Origin of the sequence: Xenococcus sp. PCC 7305, assembly GCF_000332055.1 — a bacterium.
Taxonomy (GTDB): Bacteria; Cyanobacteriota; Cyanobacteriia; order Cyanobacteriales; family Xenococcaceae; genus Xenococcus.
The window spans coordinates 38,177-57,047 of the sequence record NZ_ALVZ01000210.1; the positions used below are offsets into that span (position 1 = coordinate 38,177).

The 18,871-nt window shown below is 39.3% G+C and carries 20 protein-coding genes; 9 read left to right on the top strand and 11 right to left on the bottom strand.

Going from position 1 to position 18,871, the window contains the following annotated elements:
* Window positions 1-120 precede the first annotated feature (120 nt).
* A complete protein-coding gene (locus tag XEN7305_RS17440; RefSeq protein ID WP_238569002.1) occupies window positions 121-756 on the top strand; it encodes an SRPBCC family protein in 636 nt (211 codons plus the stop codon).
* A gap of 180 nt (window positions 757-936) precedes the next feature.
* On the opposite strand, the gene XEN7305_RS17445 is transcribed toward XEN7305_RS17440, so the two are convergent.
* Window positions 937-1,419, bottom strand: coding sequence for a photosystem I reaction center subunit XI (locus tag XEN7305_RS17445; RefSeq protein ID WP_006510806.1), 483 nt, complete (start codon window positions 1,417-1,419; stop codon window positions 937-939).
* 172 nt (window positions 1,420-1,591) lie between these two features.
* Between XEN7305_RS17445 and XEN7305_RS17450 the strand changes: the two genes are divergently transcribed.
* Window positions 1,592-1,708 carry a hypothetical protein gene (locus XEN7305_RS17450; protein WP_006510807.1) on the top strand — a complete coding sequence of 39 codons (117 nt, stop codon included), beginning with the start codon at window positions 1,592-1,594 and terminating at the stop codon, window positions 1,706-1,708.
* A 138-nt stretch (window positions 1,709-1,846) separates the two neighbouring features.
* Here XEN7305_RS17450 and XEN7305_RS17455 read toward each other — a convergent pair whose 3' ends face one another.
* The 3 genes from XEN7305_RS17455 to XEN7305_RS17465 all read right to left on the bottom strand — a co-directional run bounded on the left by XEN7305_RS17455 (window position 1,847) and on the right by XEN7305_RS17465 (window position 6,217).
* On the bottom strand, window positions 1,847-3,640 hold the full coding sequence (locus XEN7305_RS17455) for a ribonuclease J (protein WP_006510808.1): 1,794 nt from the start codon (window positions 3,638-3,640) through the stop codon (window positions 1,847-1,849).
* Between the two features lie 620 nt (window positions 3,641-4,260).
* Window positions 4,261-5,151, bottom strand: a complete 891-nt coding sequence (gene dapA / locus XEN7305_RS17460) for a 4-hydroxy-tetrahydrodipicolinate synthase (protein ID WP_006510809.1) — start codon at window positions 5,149-5,151, stop codon at window positions 4,261-4,263.
* Window positions 5,152-5,173: 22 nt separating this feature from the next.
* Window positions 5,174-6,217, bottom strand: coding sequence for an aspartate-semialdehyde dehydrogenase (locus XEN7305_RS17465; RefSeq protein ID WP_006510810.1), 1,044 nt, complete (start codon window positions 6,215-6,217; stop codon window positions 5,174-5,176).
* Between the two features lie 113 nt (window positions 6,218-6,330).
* On the opposite strand from XEN7305_RS17465, the gene XEN7305_RS17470 reads away from it, so the two are divergent.
* The 4 genes from XEN7305_RS17470 to XEN7305_RS17485 all read left to right on the top strand — a co-directional run bounded on the left by XEN7305_RS17470 (window position 6,331) and on the right by XEN7305_RS17485 (window position 10,062).
* Window positions 6,331-6,912 (top strand): Uma2 family endonuclease, encoded by a 582-nt coding sequence (locus XEN7305_RS17470; protein ID WP_006510811.1) that lies wholly within the window; start codon window positions 6,331-6,333, stop codon window positions 6,910-6,912.
* A gap of 277 nt (window positions 6,913-7,189) precedes the next feature.
* On the top strand, window positions 7,190-8,089 hold the full coding sequence (locus XEN7305_RS17475) for an SEL1-like repeat protein (RefSeq protein ID WP_158500419.1): 900 nt from the start codon (window positions 7,190-7,192) through the stop codon (window positions 8,087-8,089).
* 12 nt (window positions 8,090-8,101) lie between these two features.
* Window positions 8,102-8,647 carry a TIGR00730 family Rossman fold protein gene (locus tag XEN7305_RS17480; protein ID WP_006510813.1) on the top strand — a complete coding sequence of 182 codons (546 nt, stop codon included), beginning with the start codon at window positions 8,102-8,104 and terminating at the stop codon, window positions 8,645-8,647.
* Between the two features lie 89 nt (window positions 8,648-8,736).
* Complete coding sequence (locus XEN7305_RS17485; RefSeq protein ID WP_006510814.1) at window positions 8,737-10,062, top strand: PhoH family protein; 1,326 nt, start codon at window positions 8,737-8,739, stop codon at window positions 10,060-10,062.
* An 81-nt stretch (window positions 10,063-10,143) separates the two neighbouring features.
* Here the strand turns inward: XEN7305_RS17485 and XEN7305_RS17490 are convergent, their stop codons facing one another.
* Window positions 10,144-11,292, bottom strand: coding sequence for a SpoIID/LytB domain-containing protein (locus tag XEN7305_RS17490; RefSeq protein WP_006510815.1), 1,149 nt, complete (start codon window positions 11,290-11,292; stop codon window positions 10,144-10,146).
* Between the two features lie 224 nt (window positions 11,293-11,516).
* Between XEN7305_RS17490 and secD the strand changes: the two genes are divergently transcribed.
* Complete coding sequence (gene secD, locus XEN7305_RS17495; protein ID WP_006510816.1) at window positions 11,517-12,920, top strand: protein translocase subunit SecD; 1,404 nt, start codon at window positions 11,517-11,519, stop codon at window positions 12,918-12,920.
* Between the two features lie 190 nt (window positions 12,921-13,110).
* On the opposite strand, the gene XEN7305_RS17500 is transcribed toward secD, so the two are convergent.
* From XEN7305_RS17500 to XEN7305_RS17520, 5 genes are all read right to left on the bottom strand, one after another.
* On the bottom strand, window positions 13,111-13,440 hold the full coding sequence (locus XEN7305_RS17500) for a DUF1816 domain-containing protein (RefSeq protein WP_006510817.1): 330 nt from the start codon (window positions 13,438-13,440) through the stop codon (window positions 13,111-13,113).
* A 150-nt stretch (window positions 13,441-13,590) separates the two neighbouring features.
* Complete coding sequence (gene rlmB / locus XEN7305_RS17505; protein ID WP_006510818.1) at window positions 13,591-14,424, bottom strand: 23S rRNA (guanosine(2251)-2'-O)-methyltransferase RlmB; 834 nt, start codon at window positions 14,422-14,424, stop codon at window positions 13,591-13,593.
* Window positions 14,425-14,432: 8 nt separating this feature from the next.
* On the bottom strand, window positions 14,433-14,834 hold the full coding sequence (locus tag XEN7305_RS17510; RefSeq protein ID WP_369792516.1) for a Mini-ribonuclease 3: 402 nt from the start codon (window positions 14,832-14,834) through the stop codon (window positions 14,433-14,435).
* Between the two features lie 72 nt (window positions 14,835-14,906).
* Entirely contained in the window at window positions 14,907-15,251 is a 345-nt protein-coding gene (locus tag XEN7305_RS17515; RefSeq protein ID WP_006510820.1) for an STAS domain-containing protein, read from the bottom strand.
* Between the two features lie 492 nt (window positions 15,252-15,743).
* Window positions 15,744-16,160 (bottom strand): hypothetical protein, encoded by a 417-nt coding sequence (locus tag XEN7305_RS17520; protein ID WP_006510821.1) that lies wholly within the window; start codon window positions 16,158-16,160, stop codon window positions 15,744-15,746.
* A gap of 192 nt (window positions 16,161-16,352) precedes the next feature.
* Between XEN7305_RS17520 and cysC the strand changes: the two genes are divergently transcribed.
* Together cysC and XEN7305_RS17530 are read left to right on the top strand one after the other, a co-directional pair.
* Window positions 16,353-16,883, top strand: a complete 531-nt coding sequence (gene cysC / locus XEN7305_RS17525; protein ID WP_006510822.1) for an adenylyl-sulfate kinase — start codon at window positions 16,353-16,355, stop codon at window positions 16,881-16,883.
* A 165-nt stretch (window positions 16,884-17,048) separates the two neighbouring features.
* Window positions 17,049-17,411 (top strand): hypothetical protein, encoded by a 363-nt coding sequence (locus XEN7305_RS17530; protein ID WP_144053311.1) that lies wholly within the window; start codon window positions 17,049-17,051, stop codon window positions 17,409-17,411.
* A 98-nt stretch (window positions 17,412-17,509) separates the two neighbouring features.
* Here XEN7305_RS17530 and XEN7305_RS17535 read toward each other — a convergent pair whose 3' ends face one another.
* Window positions 17,510-18,733 (bottom strand): hypothetical protein, encoded by a 1,224-nt coding sequence (locus XEN7305_RS17535; protein WP_006510824.1) that lies wholly within the window; start codon window positions 18,731-18,733, stop codon window positions 17,510-17,512.
* Window positions 18,734-18,871 lie beyond the last annotated feature (138 nt).

Below are 18,871 nucleotides of genomic sequence, written 5' to 3' on the forward strand. Positions count from 1 at the left end.
TATTCACTCAAAATCACTGTTAAAGTTGATAACTGACCACGTCCTTATTATCCCGCTTGACGGGACGAATGGGAATAACTGATAACTGATAACTGATTTATGTCTGGGATCCTGAATAAATTGAAATTTAATCTCTTTCTGGGAAGCTGTATTTTGGCGATCGCCATTAATATTTCAATAACATCTGCTCATGCCAAACTATTTGACGGCCCAGTTGACCAACTTCCTGTCTTAGAAAGAGTTGCTCTGCGAGAGGGCAAGGTAATTATCACAGGTCAGAAAGGCGAATATGTTTGCCGTATTTTGGTTACTAGTTCTATTGATACTGTCTGGCAAGTCTTGACGGACTACAATAACTTTGAGCTATTCCTCCCAGGAGTAACTGACAGTCAATTGTTGGAGATTAATGGCGATCGCAAAGTATTTGAGCAATTTAATCGAATTAAAACTTTGATTTTTAGCACCAAGGCCAGAGTTCGCATGGCTATCACCGAATCTTATCCGCAAAAAATTGCCTTCAACTTTCTTGATGGAGATTTAGACACTCTAGATGGAACCTGGTTATTAGAACCTGTCTCGCCCTATCCCAGTGCGGCACCAAATCAGGTTTTAATTACCCATCAAGTCAATGTTGAACCCAATGCTATTCCCAGTCGTAGTTTTTTTTACAATATCTACGAAAATACTCTAGAAAAAACCTTAGTCGCTATTAAACAAGAAGTGGAGGAAAGATGGGGGATAAGGGATGAGGGATGAGGGATGAGGGATGAAAGATGAAGGATGAAGGATGAAGAACAATTACTGTAGTTATACTCAAGAAAAAACCCAGAAGTTACTCTGGGCTTGAATTATATATAAGCTAAGACCAAGCAATTTAAGTAACAAACTGAGAAATCAAAACTTATTACTTATTACTTATTACTTATCACTTATTGATTAAGAGCCAACTCCCTTAAGGACTTCTTGTATAACGTCCGCATAAGGAGTCAGAGAAAGCGCATAAGCAAAAGCTGCTCCACCAGAGCCACCAAGGAAAAATCCAGTGGCAAATTCGCTCCAACCTGCTTTAGTACCCAATTCCTTGGGTGTATTAGGAGCCGTTACAATAGAAACAGGAGCTCCACCCATCGCACTAGCATAAAGCGATAGCGCAATCGTTAAAATGGCAATCAAGCCAATAGCAGCTAAAACCCCAGCAGTTGCAGAGAGGTCAGTGTCTCTTAAAGGACCAAGTAGAGCGAAAGGACCATAGAGGAAATATCCATGAGCCATGCCGACTTCAAGTCCCCGACCTAGTGGCGACATACCTTCGCGGTAAGCGGGTAAGTTTTGGATGAATGCTTTGCTGATGTCAGAAGAGTTGAGGGGAGTAGCGAGATTACCTACTTGAGGATCTCCTCCATGTTGAATCGCGTCCATAGGAATTGAATTTCTCCTTAATTGAAATATTTGACAAGTCCTTGAAATAGCATCACTCTAACCTGGTTCAAGTTCACTTTTTGTTAAGAATCTTTATAACTAAGCAAATTGTGCAAACTTCGCAGTAATATCCAAATTGTTAGAGTTTTCATAAAGTATAGGATAACAGCATATGATTGGAGATTTCGCAGCTTCTTGGATTCCCGTGGTTATGGTTCCTTTTATTGGCATGGTTTGTTTTGCAGTTTCGATGGCTCTTTTCTTCTTCTATGTTGAAAGTGAAGCTTAAGTTTTGTTAACGCAAACAAATTTATTTTTGTTAATAATTGGTTTTGATTTGTTCGATCATTCATAAAAACAAGCCTGATCCACATAACGGATCAGGCTTTTTATTTTATTGGTTAACGATGGAACTCCTCGTTGCTTTTTATGACGCTACTGAAGCAGCGGCAGAACGTCTTCTTTTGCGTGTTGTCCGAATCGCTGGAGGCTTTTCTGGGGTTTGCATTAAGAAAACCACCAAAGGGCGACTCTGGAATTCTCTTCTAATTAACCTTTGTAAGGCACCTTCGATTTCAACTCGCAGACCTGCCCAATCTACTTCCAACTCATTATCAACTGTGGTACTAAAACTACCCCAGCGATCGCGTAAAAGATTTTCCAAGGTTCTAGATATCAATTGCTGTAGCAGAGTTTGCTCAACGACTGTAACGACACCCCGTAAATGAACCCCTGGCTCAGCGACCAGTTTGCCATCCCAACCAATTGCTGTTGCGACAGTGACAACACCATCTTCTGCTAGCTGTTGTCTTTCTTTTAAGACGGCGTCATGAACTATGCCAGCTCTATCTACCAATTCAATTCCAGAAGTTACTTGACCGACAATTTGAATGCTTTCTTGAGTGAGCTCGATGATATCACCGTTATCGATTAAGACCATATTTTCCTTAGGAATCCCCATGTTCTGAGCCATCAGAGAATGCTTAACTAACATCCGATGTTCTCCATGAACAGGTACAAAGAATTTTGGTCTGGTTAAATTTAGCATCAGTTTATGGTCTTCCTGGGCACCATGACCTGAAACGTGAATTCCATGACCTCTACCGTAAATAACATTCGCGCCCTGCATCATCAGGCGATCAATTGTATTTACTACCCCAATGGTATTACCAGGAATTGGGTTGGCAGAAAAGACGATAGTATCTCCTTGTTGGACTTTGATATGCCGATGTTCCCCTTTGGAAATTCGAGTCAAGGCCGCTAAAGGTTCTCCTTGAGAACCTGTGGTCAGAATGAGGGTTTTATCTTCGGGCAGCCGATTCAAAGATCTTAAGGGTTCAAAGAGATTATCTGGACATTTGATATATCCTAATTTACGAGCATGGGCAATGACATTTAGCATCGAGCGCCCGACTACTACGACTTTCCGTTGTAGTTTCTGAGCTATGTTGAGAATAATATTTACCCGATGCACTGAGGAGGCAAAGGTCGTCACCATGATTCTTCCCTGGGCTTGGGAAAAGATCCTCTCTAAATTGGGAGCGACACTACTTTCTGAGGGAGTATGCCCTGGCACTTCAGCATTTGTGGAGTCACTGAGGAGGCATAATACGCCTTTTTCGCCGTGCTCGGCTAATTTTTGGAGGTCGTAATGCTCTCCATCTACAGGAGTATGGTCAATTTTAAAGTCCCCGGTATGGATAATCACACCTAATGGCGTATGAATCGCCACACTAAAGCTATCGGCGATCGAATGGGTATTGCGAATAAATTCAGCAGCAAAATGTTGACCTAAGCGAACTATTTCTCGGGGGGTTACGCTTTTGAGGGTTGTGCGATCGCTAACTCCGGCTTCTTCCAATTTATCTCGCAATAAGGTCATGGCTAATCTTGGGCCATAAATTACTGGAATATCAAATTGCTTGAGGTGATAAGCGATGCCGCCAATATGATCTTCATGACCATGAGTCACAATCATGCCCTTAATACGGTGACTATTCTCTCTCAAATAGGTCATATCAGGCAAAACAATATTGATGCCATGCATCTCGTCTGTGGGAAATGCTAAGCCTGCATCGAGAAGAATAATTTCGTCCCCATATTCGAAGACACAGGTGTTTTTGCCGATTTCATGGAGTCCACCAAGGGGAATGATTTTAATCGCGTTATTATTTGTTTTTTGAGTCATTGGTTTGGTGTTGATTTGAGGTTTTGCTTTCATTTACTAAGAAGGTAATTGTGAATAGTTGCTTATTTTATTTGCTTAAATAGTGAGTTTTATAAGTCGGCAGAATAGTGAATAGAAATAAGTTTTTTCCCGGTCTCTTGCTTCTTAAAAACTGGTGCTTTAAGTATTGTTGATATACTGCTTCATTTGATTTCCGATTAGACTATTAGTCTATTTTTTTCATCGGCAATCCCGCCCACTCAACAGTTGATTTTTGTTAAAACATTGTTCAGTATCCACGACGAAATAGCTGTCCCTAAACTCGAGCCGTCAAATCAATATATCTTATATAATTTCCTAGAGACAATCATGTTTTCTTCCGAAAAACACAACTGGTCTCAATATAGTCCAAGGCGGTTTTATCTTGACTCAATAGCACTCCTCCCGTGAGTTTGATGGTTTGTTACACATAAGCTTTTTATCTCAAATTATTTCTTTGCAGCCAACAAAACTATCTTTTGTATAGTGTAATTTGATGTTTTCAGCAATTATAGTCAATTTAATAAATTTCGCATTCTCAACTTAAATTATGATTTCGCAAAAGTCTTATTTTCTCAGTCATCTGACAACCAAAACAATTTAACAAATGCCGTCACTTATGGATGACAAAACAATTAAAGTAAATTCTGTTCTTTAAGTTCTACTTTCAGTTTTTCCAATAAATCTAATTGTAACGCACAAAGAGGAGAACGCAAACTTCCGACTTGCCAACCTTGTAAATTAAGGGCTGCCTTAATAGGAATCGGATTAGTAGTGGCAAATAAAATTTTAAACAAAGAAAACAATTGTAATTGAATTTTCGTTGCCAATTGATTGTTTCCCTCATTAAAAGCTTGGATCATTTGCTGTATTTGTTTCCCCACTATATGGGATGCCACGCTAACAACCCCCACCGCTCCTACGGTCAACATGGGCAAAGTGAGGGAATCCTCTCCTGAATAGATGGCAAATGACGATGAAGTTGAACGGCGGATTTGACAAACCTGCTCTAGATCGCCACTGGCTTCTTTAATGGCAATAATATTATCAATTTCTGACAGTCTTGCAACTGTGGAAGCTTCCAGATTACGACTAGTTCTGCCTGGGACATTGTAAAGCATAATTGGCAAATCGGGACAAGCTTGTGCGATCGCTTTAAAATGTTGATAAAGACCTTCTTGAGGCGGCTTATTATAATAAGGGACGACTTGTAAAGAACCATCCAGGCCCAGCATAGAAGCTTTCTGCGTTGCGGAGATCGCTTCTTGAGTGGAGTTAGAACCCGTTCCCGCAATGATTTTGCCCTGATTGCCAATAGCTTGTTTGACTACTTGAAATAATTTAAACTCTTCTTCCCAAGTCAAACTCGGAGATTCCCCTGTGGTACCACAGATAACTAGGCCATCATTCCCATTTTCCAACAAATGCACAGCTAATTTTTCAGCTACTGCATAGTCAACACTCCCATCAGCAGCAAAAGGGGTGACCATTGCTGCTAATACTTTACCAAAAGGTTCGTTGCTCATGAGCTATCTCTTGAAGTTTATTCTAAATTGCTGCGGTAACTTCAGTTACTTTCAGCAAATCTTTTTCTAACAGTAATTCGGCAATCTGAACCGCGTTCAAAGCTGCTCCTTTGCGGATCTGATCGCCACAAAGCCATAGTTCTAAACCATTGGCATGGGAAATATCCTGACGAATGCGACCGACTAACACATCATCTTCTCCCGTCGCATCTATTGGCATCGGGAAGTAGTTCTGCTCCCAATCCTCGACTAATTTGACCCCCTCAGCTCCTTTCATAAGTTCTTGGGCTTTTTCGATGGGAAAAGGTTGGTCAAATTCTAGGTTAATTGCTTCAGAATGGGCTCTTAATACAGGAACCCGTACACAGGTTGCTGTGACTCGCAATTGGGGATCTGCAAAAATTTTCCTGGTTTCGTTGACCATTTTCATCTCTTCTTGGCAATACCCATTAGAGCCTAAAGGTGAATTGTGAGGAAAAAGGTTAAAGGCCAAAGGATAAGGTAGAACTTCTGGCTTGGGAGTTTCCCCGTTAAGGATGTCCTGAGCTTGAGTTTCCACTTCTGCCATGGCCCGAGCTCCAGCGCCAGAGGCTGATTGATAAGTTGAGACAACTATTCGCTTAATGGGTTGTACCTGATGGAGAGGATAAATAGCGACTCCCATTAAAATCGTGGTGCAATTGGGATTGGCAATAATTCCTTGGTGTTCTGCTATGGCTTCGGGGTTAATTTCAGGAACAATCAAAGGTACATCCTCATCCATGCGGAAAGCACTAGAATTATCTATGACAACTGCACCTGCTGAGACGGCGGCAGCAGCATATTTCTTAGAGGTCGAACCCCCAGCCGAGGCCAAGACAATATCAATTCCGGCGAAAGATTCATCACTAACAGCTTCTACTGTTAATTCTTGACCGCAGAATGGGATCTTGCTGCCCGCAGAACGAGGAGAGGCCAACAATTTCAAATTTTTGAGCGGAAAATTACGACTTTCCAGCAATGCTAGCAGTTCTTGCCCGACTGCTCCTGTTGCGCCTAAGATAGCGACATTAATTCCACCAGACAAAGTATCTTATCCTCCAAGGTGCGATCTCGATTTTCTTAAATAGTAATTAGTAGTTCTACATCTTATCAGAATAGAATAGTACTGCAATATTAAAGTTTTTTCCTCTTGGTCTTATGGTTATTGCTACACGCAGAAAATTCACAATTGAGGAATATCACCAACTCGCCGATTGGGGATTTTTCACGGAAAATGCCAAAATAGAGCTTATTAGGGGAGAAATCATTGAAATGGCACCCAAGAGAACGCCCCATTCGGTTTGCAATTCCCGCCTCTGGAAACAACTTTATGAACTTATTGGCCAACAAGCTGAAATCAGAGTACAAGAGCCAATTATGCTCTTGTCAAATAGTGAGCCCGAACCGGATATTGTAATTGCTAAGAAAAAATCTGATGATTATCTAACTGCTCATCCTACCGCTGAAGAAATTATCTTAGTCATTGAGATTTCCGATTCTACTCTTAATTACGATCGCGAAACCAAATTATCCTTGTATGCCGAGGCAGGAATAAGGGATTATTGGATCTTTAACTTAGTAGTTAATCATTTAGAGGTTTATACTTATCCTTTTTCTGATGGTCAGGGAATATTTGATTATCGGACCAAAAATATTGTGTTGCCTAATGAAAAAATTGCTATTCCTGGTTTTTTAGAGTTAGATTTGGAATTGACTGCTATTTTTCCTAATTCAATTTAGGACTGCAAGATGTAGTAAACTTGTATAAGTATTCGGTTAATTATTAATTCTCTTGGCAAATAAGAACTTTCCTCCAGAGCGGAATAATGAGTATTTTCAATTCTTGATGACAATTTTGCAGAAAATATCATCTCGTAAATCCTCGAACGAAATTACAAACTTTCTCTTTAAAAATCAAGATAAAATCAATTTAAAATTAGCTAAATTTATTCAATATTGGGCTCCCAATGCTTTCAGGAAGGTTGAGTCTCAAAAAGTTTTTTTTATTGCAAGAGATATGATAATATTTGCTGAACTAATTTTAAAAAAATTAAGCAATAATCGAGTAGATGCCATTGAAATTGCTTTAATAATATATCAGGTAACATTAGAGGTTTATACTCCAGTCAAATATCCCCAAAATTGGGCTATGTTACAGAGCTATTTGGGAAATATGTATCGTGATCGCGCTTTTGATGATCCTACAAAAAATTTTAAACAGGCTATTTTTCATTACCGTATGGCCCTAGAAGTCTTGACGAAAGATCAATATCCTTACCGTTGGGGAATAATCCAAAGAGATTTAGGAATGCTTCATGCTTATAATCTGCAACCAGGACAAGATCATAAGCTGATAGCGGCAATTACTCATTACAGAAGGGCCTTATCTGTCCATAAGGCAGATGATTTTCCTGAAGATTGGGCAGCAAATCATAATAATTTAGGAGAAGCATATTTTAGATTGGAAGTAGGGAGTAAATCTAGCAATATTGAACTGGCAGTTGAACATTTTCGGCAAAGTTTAACGATTTATAATTGTGTCAATTTTGCCTATCCTTGGTCAATGGTAAATAACAATTTGGGAAATGCTTTTAAGCTTAGAATAAAAGGAGAGAAAAGAGATAATTTAACTAAGGCGATCACCTATTATCGAAAAGCTCTGTCCGTCCAAACTTTAGAAAAATCTCCCTATAATTGGGCAATGTTACAAAATAACTTAGCAGGAGCATATTATAATCTAGCTTGTACCGAAGATCTAAGTGGGAAATCAAACCAAAAGCATCAGGACAATTTGCAGCAAGCTCTTGACTGTTTGCAAAAAGCTTTAGTAGTTTACAAGGAGTCAGATTTTCCCCAACAATGGCAAGACATTCAAAATAATTTGTCAAATATTTACCAGTTACAAACTAGATCCTAAACAAAACCAGTAATGAAATATATTTGTGTATTTTGCGGCTCTAAAATGGGTAACCGCGATATCTATCGACTAGCAGCTCAAGCTATGGGAAAGGCGATCGCAACAAACGGCTTCAATTTAGTCTATGGCGGTGCAGATATTGGATTAATGAAAGTTGTAGCTGATACAGTTCTCGAAAATGGGGGTGAGGTAATAGGTGTCATCCCAGATTTTTTTCTTAGCTATGAAGTAGCCCACCAAAATCTTACAAAACTTCATATTGTTAAATCGATGCATGAGCGCAAAGCTTTAATGGCAAAATTATCTGATGCTTTTATTGCCTTGCCAGGTGGTTATGGAACCCTAGAAGAATTAGCAGAAATTACGACTTGGGCCCAATTAGGTTTACATGATAAACCCATCGGGATTCTTAATGTTGATAATTATTATAAATCCCTCTTAGAATTGTTCGATAAATTGGTTACAGAAGGATTTTTAACTGAGAAACTGCGATCTCTAATTTTAGAAGCCCATGATGCGGAGATGCTTTTAAATTTAGTGACAAAAAATTCTGATTAAATTTAGGGATTAAATTCTAGCCTCTGGAGTATTTGGAAAATGATCTCCGATTGCTATAGTAGGGGATTAACCTAATTGTCCTCTCAGCCATGAAAAAAATTTTTGTCCTCGACACTAATGTCTTGCTCCATGATTCCCAAGCAATTTTTCGTTTTGAGGATAACGATATTATTTTACCAATGGCTGTAATCGAGGAATTAGACCAATTTAAAAAAAAGCCAGATAGTATTGGCAGAAGCGCTAGAGAAGTGTCCCGTATTATCGATCAATCACGCCAGTTGGGAAATCTTACCGAAGGGATTCTCCTCAATAGTGGTGGTACCTTGTCTGTCAAAATCAGCAATAGTAAGACATTAAAAACCATTCCCCAAGAGTTGGGAGGACATTTAGCTGATAATGTTGTTTTGGCCGTGGCCTTAGAATCACAGCAGGAATGCCAATGCCCTGTTATTGTAGTGAGCAAAGATACAAATCTCAGGATCAAAGCTGATGTCTTGGGTCTTAAAGCGGAAGACTATGAAACGGATAAAGTCAATATAGAACAAATCTACAATGATATTTCTGAGATAGTCGTTAGCACTGATGAGATTAATCAATTCTTTCACCAGGGTTTTTTGCCTCTGGACACTCCTTTATTGGTCAATCAAGCAGTCACCTTAATTGATTCATCTCGTCCTTCTCATACTGCTTTAGCAATGGTAGAAGGTAATGGCGATCGCCTAGTACCCTTAGCAAAAATACCTCATTCAGGGATTTCGCGCATTCATCCTCGCAACCGTGAACAACAATTTGCCTTAAATTTATTACTGACAGACTCAATTCAGTTGGTTACTCTCATTGGTCAAGCTGGGACAGGAAAAACTCTACTTGCGATCGCAGCAGGCTTGCAAAAAGTAGCGGACGAAAAAACTTATAGTCGATTACTAATTTCTCGCCCCATAATTGCTATGGGAAAAGATATTGGCTATTTACCAGGAGATGTTGAGGAAAAATTAACTCCTTGGATGCAACCGATCTACGACAATTTAGACTTAATTTTAGGAACTCAAGATCCTAAAGGAAAACCTGCCCATTGGCGACGAGGACATGAAGAACTATTGGAACAGGGTCTACTGCAAATTGAGCCTCTAACTTATATTCGAGGGCGAACTATTCCTCGGCAGTTTTTAATTGTTGACGAAGCCCAAAACTTGACCCCTCATGAAGTCAAGACCATTCTTACTCGTGCTGGAGAAGGGACGAAAATTGTGCTGACTGGTGATCCAGAACAGATCGATAACCCCTATGTCGACGCAGCAAGTAACGGTCTGACTTTTGTTGCCGAACGATTTAAAAACGAGCCATTAGCAGGTCATATTACTCTTTATAAAGGGGAACGTTCTTTGTTATCCGAACGGGCAGCAACGTTATTGTAGGTACGGTTGAATTGCCTTTTTTTAAGGCTTTATCTTTACTGTTGCCTGTTCCCGATTGCCTATTCCCTAGCGCGTAGCGCTCTAATTCAATCGGGACAAGGTTGTATTTTGATAGTAATGAACTAGTATTTGATGATAATTAATACCTTGTTTCGCTAGATAATAAGCACCCCATTGGCTTAAGCCCAGGCCATGGCCAAAACCCCGACCATAAACTTGTACTTGACTGCCTTTGGTACTAACTCGAAATAGAGTACTGCGTAAATCCAATATTTTGCGTAATTTTTTGCCACTAATTTGTTGGGTTCCGCGATCGCCAACGACTTTCATGGTCACAACTCTTCCCTGGGGGGTAGTCTTTTGGGGGATCATGGTTTGAACTTGTCCCACACCTGTGATTAGATTACCTAATTGTCCAACAGAAAAAGTTTTATTCCATTCAAAAACAGGAGATTGATGATCATAATCAACCACACCTCGCAAATAGGGCAAGGGTGAAGTCCAGATATCCTCGACATTTTCGGTATGACCACCAGAAGATGAGTGAAAAGCGGCCAGAATCACATTCCCCTGATAGGTCATGATTTGCCCTGCGGTACTATTTACTGCTTCATGAGTAGTTAGATATTCTGTATCCAGACCTTTATATACTTGAGTACGTTGAGTTGTGTCTAAATCGTAGAGCCCATTTTTTCCCGTCTTTAGTTTATAAAGAGCATAGGAGCGAGCTGCCACAGCCTGGGCTTTTAAAGCTTCAATCGGCCAACTAGAAACTGCTTCTGCCCCAACAACACTATATAGATAATCCTCTAAATCAACATGGTTAATGGCGGTGATTTGATTGCCGTTATTGACTAATTGAACCTTCCCTCGGTACCAGCGATCGCCAATCCAAACATAACCATCCCCTGTTGGTTCAATAGTAAGAGCACCCGCCTGAAGTTTTTCCAAACTCACTTGACCGCTACTGGACTGGGCAGAAATAGCTGACATAGGACTTAGTTCGCCAATTGTCCGTCCTGCTTGATCTTTAATAATCGCAGAAGTAGAGCTGCCAACCTTGATGTTCTGGGTATTTTTTCTAATGGCTATTCGAAGGTCTACGGCTTGCGCAGGAAGAATCAAACAGACCCAGAGTAACAAGGACAGCAACCAGTGAGATTTATTTTTTACAATTAATTCTTTTAAGATCGAAAAAGAAAACAGATTATTTTGATTTTTAACAATCATAAAGCTCGAAATCAGTTATCAATAAATAGTTACCCTCACCTTTCTCATCCTATCAAGTGAGATCATGAGGGTCAGTAAGTTAACAGTTAAAGACTAATTAAAAAAGCAAATTTCATTAATTTTCGCATATCGATTGTTATTTGTCTTTAAAATCACTCCGCGATTAGCTATAAGCTATAAGTTAGTAAAAAATGTATGAATAAATAGTATTTAGAGAGCTGTCGATGCAGAAACAAAGAGCATATATTGTCCTGATTTTAGGATTATTAGTAGGCGCGATCGCAATTTTAACCACGATTCCTCCTCAACAGGGATTAGATTTAATTGGAGGTTCTCAGTTAACAATTCAAGTGAAACCCACAGAAGAAATTACAGAAATTGCTGCCGATGATCTAGCAGCAGTCAAAAGAGTAATCGAAAATCGGGTTAATGAATTCGGGGTTTCTGAGACCACAGTGCAAACTGTCGGCAATGACAAAATAGTTGTCCAATTACCAGGGGAAAGTGAACCAGAAACCGCGGAAAGAAGGTTACAAGGAACAGCAAAACTAGAATTTCGTCAGCAAAGACAGGGAACAGAAGGTGATTTCGCCGCCGAGCAACAAAATCGGCAACTGTTGCAATTGCAGTTAACCACTTTGACTCAAGCAGAAGCCACAGCTGCGAATGTAGAAGAAATTGCCCAGCTTAAAGAATCCTTGGCAGGATCTAATACAGCAATCCTTAGTTTCTTCGATCCGATAGACTTAACTGGTGCCAATCTTCAAGATGCCCGAGCTCAACCCAATCAAACAGGTAATGCTTGGGAAGTTGCGATCAACTTTGATGAAGATGGAGGTCAAAAATTCGCTGAACTTACCAAAAATCTGGCGGGAACCGGACGCAGTTTGGGTATATTTTTAGACGACGAATTAATCAGCGCACCAACGGTAGGGGTGCAATTTGCCGATTTGGGAATCACCGGTGGCAGAGCTGTTATTACAGGAAATTTTGATCTCGAAGGTGCTAATGATTTGGCAATTCAAATTCGCGGTGGTTCTTTACCTTTTCCGGTAGAAATTGTGGAAAATCGAACTGTTGGTGCGACTTTGGGACAAGATAGCATCAATCGCAGTAAAATTGCTGGTCTGGCAGGATTATTTTTGGTACTGGTATTTATGGGAGTTTACTATCGTTTACCAGGTTTGATTGCTGATGTTAGTTTAGTAATCTACACGATATTGACTCTAGCTTGTTATTCCATTGCTGGAGTGACCCTAACTCTTCCAGGAATTGCTGGGTTTATTTTAAGTATTGGGATGGCGGTAGATGCCAATGTCTTAATTTTTGAGCGAACTAGAGAAGAATTGCGCAGTGGCAAAACTTTATATCGTTCTGTCGAGTCGGGATTTTACCGAGCTTTTTCTAGTATTCTAGATAGTAATGTCACTACGCTTATTGCCTGCGGAGCTTTATTTTGGCTCGGTTCAGGATTAGTTAAGGGTTTTGCCCTGACTTTAGCTATTGGAGTACTAGTAAGCATGTTTACTGCCGTTTCCTGTAGCCGAACTCTGATGCTGCTAACAGTTCTCAGTCTGCCAAAAGTTAGACAGAAACCAGAGTTGTTCTGTCCTAATTTAAACCAATAGGAAATTGGGTGATGGGTCAATACTTCTCGTTTAAAGATTGAATTTAAAAATTTAACGAGTTAGGATTTGGGGTTTTAGGGGTTTGGGGAAAATAATAGTAGTTAGACTTCCCTAGCTCCCTACATATCTATTTCCCTAAGCGAGGAGTATTGGTTAATGGATAGAAATTACTATTTTCTATTGCTCTTGTTCAAGAACCAAAAATCGGTAAGACTTTAGGGTCAAACATTTCTATTAAATCGTCACAAATCGTTAACTCCTGGGGCTTGAAATGATCTATCGTAACGGTGATTCCTAATGCCCCTTCTTCCTTAAGATCTTCTATGTAGCCATTTGTAGCAGCTTCAGCTTCTTTGATTTTCAGAAAAGGCCCAAAATAATAGGTACAACAAGGCCGCTCAGTGTCAATCTTAACCCAATAAGCTAGACCCAAAGCAAGGGAGATACTCAGTAAAATTTCTTTCATGGTCAAATAAACTAGCTCTAAAGCTAGATAAGAATTTAGGACAATTGCTTTCATTGTGATGAGCTATCCTGGGGATTTTTACTTGCGCTGGCGAATCTCCACCCGAAGGCACTTCGCTAAATGAAACAACAATTTGACTGCATTCAAACTATTGATTATAGACTAGATTTAATTTGTTTTTGATTAAATAAAATGTTTTAAAAATTATTTAGAATCTGACCATTTTTGACGGCAAACTTCGTAGATTGCGATCGCAGCAGCTACAGAAGCATTTAAGCTAGGAGTTTTGCCAACCAAGGGGATTGCTACTAATTCGTCACAACAACGTCTGGTTAGCGTACTCAAACCTTTCCCTTCTGCGCCGATGACTAATCCTACCGCACCGGAAAAATCAATTGTGTGTAAAAATTTACCACTTTCCCCAGTCGCGCCATAAATCCAAAATTCTGCCTCCTTTAACTTTTCAATCGCTTGGGATAGATTGACTACTCTGGCAATGGGTAAATGCTCCAAAGCACCAGCTGAAACTTTCATTACCGTAGAAGTTATGCCTGCTGCCCTTCTTTGGGGTATGACTAACCCTTGAACTCCCATCGCCTCAGCAGTACGAATGATCGCCCCCAAATTCTGAGGATCTTCAATCCCATCGGCGATCGCAATTAGCGGTGACTGGCTATTTTGCTTAGCCTGGCTAATCAAGTCCTTTAATTCCCAATAATGATAGGGGGCGACCTGAGCTGCAACTCCTTGATGATTGGCACCTTTGACTAGAGAGTCCAGGCGTTGCGTTGACACTTCATCTATTATTGTCCCGTTGGATTTAGCTTCCTTTAATAACTTATAAAATCTACCGTCTTGTCGTAACTTAGTAGTAATCCATATTTTATTGATTTGGCGATCATTGTTCAGAATCGTGAGCACTGTATGGCGACCATAAATAAGATCAGGAGACTGATTTTCTAGAAAATCACGAGCATTATCCTCTATTTGCGGTGATGTTTTCCGTGATTTACTTCTTCGAGATTTCAGATCTGCCATCAAGTTTTTTATAAATTAAGCTTTGTAAATAAATCTTGTAAGCGTTGCGAATCCTCAAGATATAGATAACCAATCAAAGTTTCAAAACTACTTGCTTGCTGGTAAATCTTCATCGAAAGACGACGAGGTTTATTCGTAACCGCATTGCGTCCTCGACGGAGTATTTCCTTTTCCGCAGGAGTTAGATATGGTTCTAAATCTTGAAGATGAGTAGCCTGGGCTTCTGCTCGAACCTGAGCAACAACTTGACTATGATAGTCTGCAATTCGCTTTGGCGGAAGCAGCAGTTTTGCACGAACAATTAGCTCATACACTGCATCACCAATATAAGCTAAAGCCACAGGCGATAACCGTTTGAGTTGGCTATCACCAACTACAGTTATCGAAGAAGCCAGGGCTGTAACATCCACTCCAAGGGGAGTGTCAATCGATTCTATCTGATCTTGGTTTGGGTTTGGCAAATTCACATCCGAGCAAATATGCTATTTCTTCTTCAGTTTCTCCAGTGCTATTTCCACGGTCGGCTGAAGAGACAAGAATTTCTCTAGACGTACCAATTTTACAGTCTGAGTGACCCGAGGGTTGGTAACAATTTGTAAGCTTCCACCCGCATTCTGAGCTTTTTTTACAAGTTGAACTAAAGCCCCTAAACCCGAACTATCGATAAAATCAATTTGAGCAAGCACTAAAATTAAGTTTTTCGGGCCATTGTCAATGCAATCACCGATAACTTTACGAAATGCAGGCTCAGAAAAGGCATCTAGTAGCCCAGTAAGACGGAAAATTTGATAATTTTCTCTAACTTCGCGAGTCCCTCTTAAACTCACTGTTAGATTTAGTTGTTCAGGAATTTTTTCCTCCTCAACCTAGCTCAATTTAATCAATAGTAGAGTATAGCCCATTTCTGAAAAATATTGTGGCAATTTTGCTCAGTGGCTGAAAAATCAATCGACTTCTGGAAAATTTTTCTCAGGGAGAACAAAAAATTTGGTTGTCTATCAATATTTATCTAATTGTTGATAATAGCTCAAACAAAACACCCCACTCACCGTTGGGAGGGAGCAGGGCTAATGGAGCAAGAGGAATCTGATAAAAATTATTTATAGGAAGAATAAGAATTGCTTTCTTCTCTTCTACAATATACTTATGCTACTACTAATTAATTCTCGAAACATTAGTATAAACACCGAAGTTTACTAAAAATTTTTCTAACTTGATTATTTGCCATTTCTCAGGCTACTAGCCTCTATCTTCTAGACTCTCAATTTTTCTTATATAAAGTTAAATAATATTTACAGAGAGTAGCAGAGTTTAACCAATCAGGAATTACTTTTATCTATTCTTATAGAGTATATAGAAAAAGACTCTAAAGAAGAATCTTTTACGAATACGAGTAAAAACTTTTGGGTCAAATCATAATCAGTTTTAATATCGATTTTGTATTTTTTTTTGATTTTAATTCGTAATATCTTAAACCAAAAACTATTTTTTGCAATATAAGATACTGGATGAATCAAAGTGTTTTCCTCATTTTTAGAATTATTATCTTCGTTAATACTGGCAACTATTAAATCTCCTTCTGTCAAGAATTTATTCTGGACTAGGGTTGAGTTGATCACAATGATCCCATGGCCAAATTTTTTCTGGCTCTTGAGAGCATATTTTTTGATACTTTTTCTATTATTTTTGATAAATTCTTTGTTGATTCGCGTTTCTGTTGCGTTGGGATCTCTCATAGTAGATTAGAAAATAGAGAACATGCGAATTTGACTTCCGCGTAATGGGACTAGATACTTGAAAAAAAATCATCTAAAATTCACCTCAAAGCGAGATGGATTAAAGATTATAAGCCCATCTTACTTCATTAAATTTGAATGCAAAACTATTAAAATACATGAGAGGTGTAAATTTCATTAAAAGGTAATCATATGAAGCAGCGTGGAGTAGCAGTTTGGTTTACAGGATTTAGTGGTGCAGGGAAAAGTACGATCGCCGATGCCCTAACCAAAGAACTCAAAGATAAAGGTTATGCTATAGAAGTCTTGGATGGCGATGAGATTCGGGAGAATCTAACTAAAGGATTAGGATTTTCTAAAGAGGATCGCGATACCAATATTCGTCGTATTGGTTTTGTGGCTAAGTTATTAGCTCGAAATAACGTTGTAGTATTAGTTCCCGTAATTTCTCCCTATCGTGCAATCAGAGAAGAAATGAGAGAGCAAATTGGCTCTTTTGTCGAAGTTTTTGTGAATGCACCGATCGAGGTTTGTGAAAAACGCGATGTCAAAGGACTGTACAAAAAAGTCAGAGCAGGCGAAATTGGACAGTTTACTGGGATTAGCGACCCCTATGAACCTCCAACTAATCCTGAAATAGAATGCCGTACCGATCTAGAAGAATTGGACGAAAGTGTCGCCAAAATAATGAATAAGCTAATAGATCTTGGTTATCTAATGTAATTGTGTACTTAGTTTGAAGCATTGATCCAAATGATAAGCTGGGCTTTTTTAAGATCGTCGTCAAGTTTCTCTTGATATGCTTAAATTGAGCTCAGTTTTTTCGTAAATACGGTATTATTCTGTTGGATAAAAAACTAGATATTGAATTTGCCAAATAAAAATAAGGTGAGCAAAATTTTCCCTGTGATTAGTGATGTTACTTTTAAGCCTAATCAGATCGTTTGTTTAGGATTTCAGGATAAGTGTCTTTACGGAGAAGTGATTCAGACTATTGAACAGCGTCAAACTTGCTGGGTGAGACCGATCTTAATGGTTCAACAAGAGGATCTTGTTTGGGATCTTCGTTCTAGCTCAGATTTAATTTTGCCTCTTTGTCTGTTTCGACCCTGTTTTGATACTGAGATCCTGCCTCTTTTCACGCAACTAAATCAATTGAATTCTCTTGCAAGCCGAGAATCGACCTGCTGCGATTTGAATTTATTTGTCCGAGAAGTATGGCGAATGAACCAAGATAAATTTTCTCTCTAATCTCTCTACTTGAGTAGTAACAGGCAATACAATACCCGAAAAAAAAGAAACTACCCATCGACAAAGTAGTTTCCCTAAACGCAAACGCATAAACATTATCATTCCCTTTTTAGTTCATTGAGTAATTCATAAAACAACATGCGAGTAGTTTTAAAAAGTATTCTAACCAGAGAGTCTTTACCCTTATTATTCTTGGATAATTCCTGATAGCGATCGCATAATTGCTTGCCAATTTCTCCTTTGATTTTGGCTCCATATTTCGACGGCGTAACCATACAAGTAGCCCAAACATAGAGATGTGAACGAGTTATTTTTGAACCGTGAAAGCTACGGCTTTTCTTGTCTCCAGACTGTTTGTAACTAAAACTCATTCCCATGAAAGCCTGAAATTTTCGTAGACTGCGATCTCGTTTTTGTAGCTTCCCCTTGGATTCCTCGTACTCAATCCAAGCTTTGTCGTTAACTAGAAATTTCTCAAAGGGATAACATTGATAAAGAAGCAAAGCTTTATTATCCAATCCAAAGCCAAATTTATCGAAAACTCGTAGGTATGACTCAAACTCTGGTAAGTTTAAGGCTTTTTCAAGGTAATCATAGCATTGAGTTATTCTTAGTTCGATTTCAACAATAGCTTTACAATGAGATCGCGTGTAGTCAGAAATCTCAATTCCCAGACCGTGAACTACTGATTGTTTGTATTGAGATTCATAGCGGTTAGCTTGATGAGAACCAGCAAGCCAGCCAACGATGGGAGTAAATCCCCGAAGGTCAGATATTTTCATACGATGCTTAACTATTTCAGGAAATTCATAGGCTAATCGCTGTCTGAGCTGTGTCACTAAACCAGTCCTCAGTTTCGCGAGCTGCTCTTTTTCTAGGAAAACCTCACGAACCCTTGTGATAATGGAATTTTGACCATAGTAATAATTGAGAAATCTCTTGTTCCCCTGTTCATCAATAAAACGCTCGTCAAAGTAAGTAGCAGCTAGACAAAGCGCATCTTCTTCATCCCGCTTGTTGGTGAATCCATAACTACCCCGTTGTTTGTCTAGATCAGAATGACCGACCCAATGAATCTTGATGCCATTCTTGTTAGCGACACTCACCCAAAAGTGAGAGTACCAATGTCCCGAAGGTTCTAAAACGATAGCTTCAGGTTTGAGTTCGAGAAACTTCTTTAAGCCCGTGGCATCTGTCGTTAATTTATAGAATTCTTTGTCCCGTCTCAGCTTTTTGTAAAGCTGTTGGATGTTCACAGGAAAACTATCGAGGCAACAGGCGATCGCCGATGCTCGACCAATATCTAAACCAATGATTCTCATGTATTATGGGAGTTAAGTTAATGTGGAAAGCTTGGGAGTCTTACGAATCTCCCGAAAGCCAGTCATGGCTTACTTCTCTCTTGAAGTAGTTTCCCAAGCTCTAAGTCCAAAATGAGTAACTTTTTTAGGCTTATGAAA

Bases quoted from the DNA above. Each gene is read 5' to 3' on its own strand.
- XEN7305_RS17445 (WP_006510806.1), bottom strand. From the start codon at position 1,419: ATGGACGCGATTCAACATGGAGGAGATCCTCAAGTAGGTAATCTCGCT.
- XEN7305_RS17450 (WP_006510807.1), top strand. From the start codon at position 1,592: ATGATTGGAGATTTCGCAGCTTCTTGGATTCCCGTGGTTATGGTTCCT.
- XEN7305_RS17455 (WP_006510808.1), bottom strand. From the start codon at position 3,640: ATGAAAGCAAAACCTCAAATCAACACCAAACCAATGACTCAAAAAACA.
- dapA (WP_006510809.1), bottom strand. From the start codon at position 5,151: ATGAGCAACGAACCTTTTGGTAAAGTATTAGCAGCAATGGTCACCCCT.
- XEN7305_RS17470 (WP_006510811.1), top strand. From the start codon at position 6,331: ATGGTTATTGCTACACGCAGAAAATTCACAATTGAGGAATATCACCAA.
- XEN7305_RS17475 (WP_158500419.1), top strand. From the start codon at position 7,190: ATGATAATATTTGCTGAACTAATTTTAAAAAAATTAAGCAATAATCGA.
- XEN7305_RS17480 (WP_006510813.1), top strand. From the start codon at position 8,102: ATGAAATATATTTGTGTATTTTGCGGCTCTAAAATGGGTAACCGCGAT.
- XEN7305_RS17485 (WP_006510814.1), top strand. From the start codon at position 8,737: ATGAAAAAAATTTTTGTCCTCGACACTAATGTCTTGCTCCATGATTCC.
- XEN7305_RS17490 (WP_006510815.1), bottom strand. From the start codon at position 11,292: ATGATTGTTAAAAATCAAAATAATCTGTTTTCTTTTTCGATCTTAAAA.
- secD (WP_006510816.1), top strand. From the start codon at position 11,517: ATGCAGAAACAAAGAGCATATATTGTCCTGATTTTAGGATTATTAGTA.
- XEN7305_RS17500 (WP_006510817.1), bottom strand. From the start codon at position 13,440: ATGAAAGCAATTGTCCTAAATTCTTATCTAGCTTTAGAGCTAGTTTAT.
- rlmB (WP_006510818.1), bottom strand. From the start codon at position 14,424: ATGGCAGATCTGAAATCTCGAAGAAGTAAATCACGGAAAACATCACCG.
- XEN7305_RS17520 (WP_006510821.1), bottom strand. From the start codon at position 16,160: ATGAGAGATCCCAACGCAACAGAAACGCGAATCAACAAAGAATTTATC.
- cysC (WP_006510822.1), top strand. From the start codon at position 16,353: ATGAAGCAGCGTGGAGTAGCAGTTTGGTTTACAGGATTTAGTGGTGCA.
- XEN7305_RS17535 (WP_006510824.1), bottom strand. From the start codon at position 18,733: ATGAGAATCATTGGTTTAGATATTGGTCGAGCATCGGCGATCGCCTGT.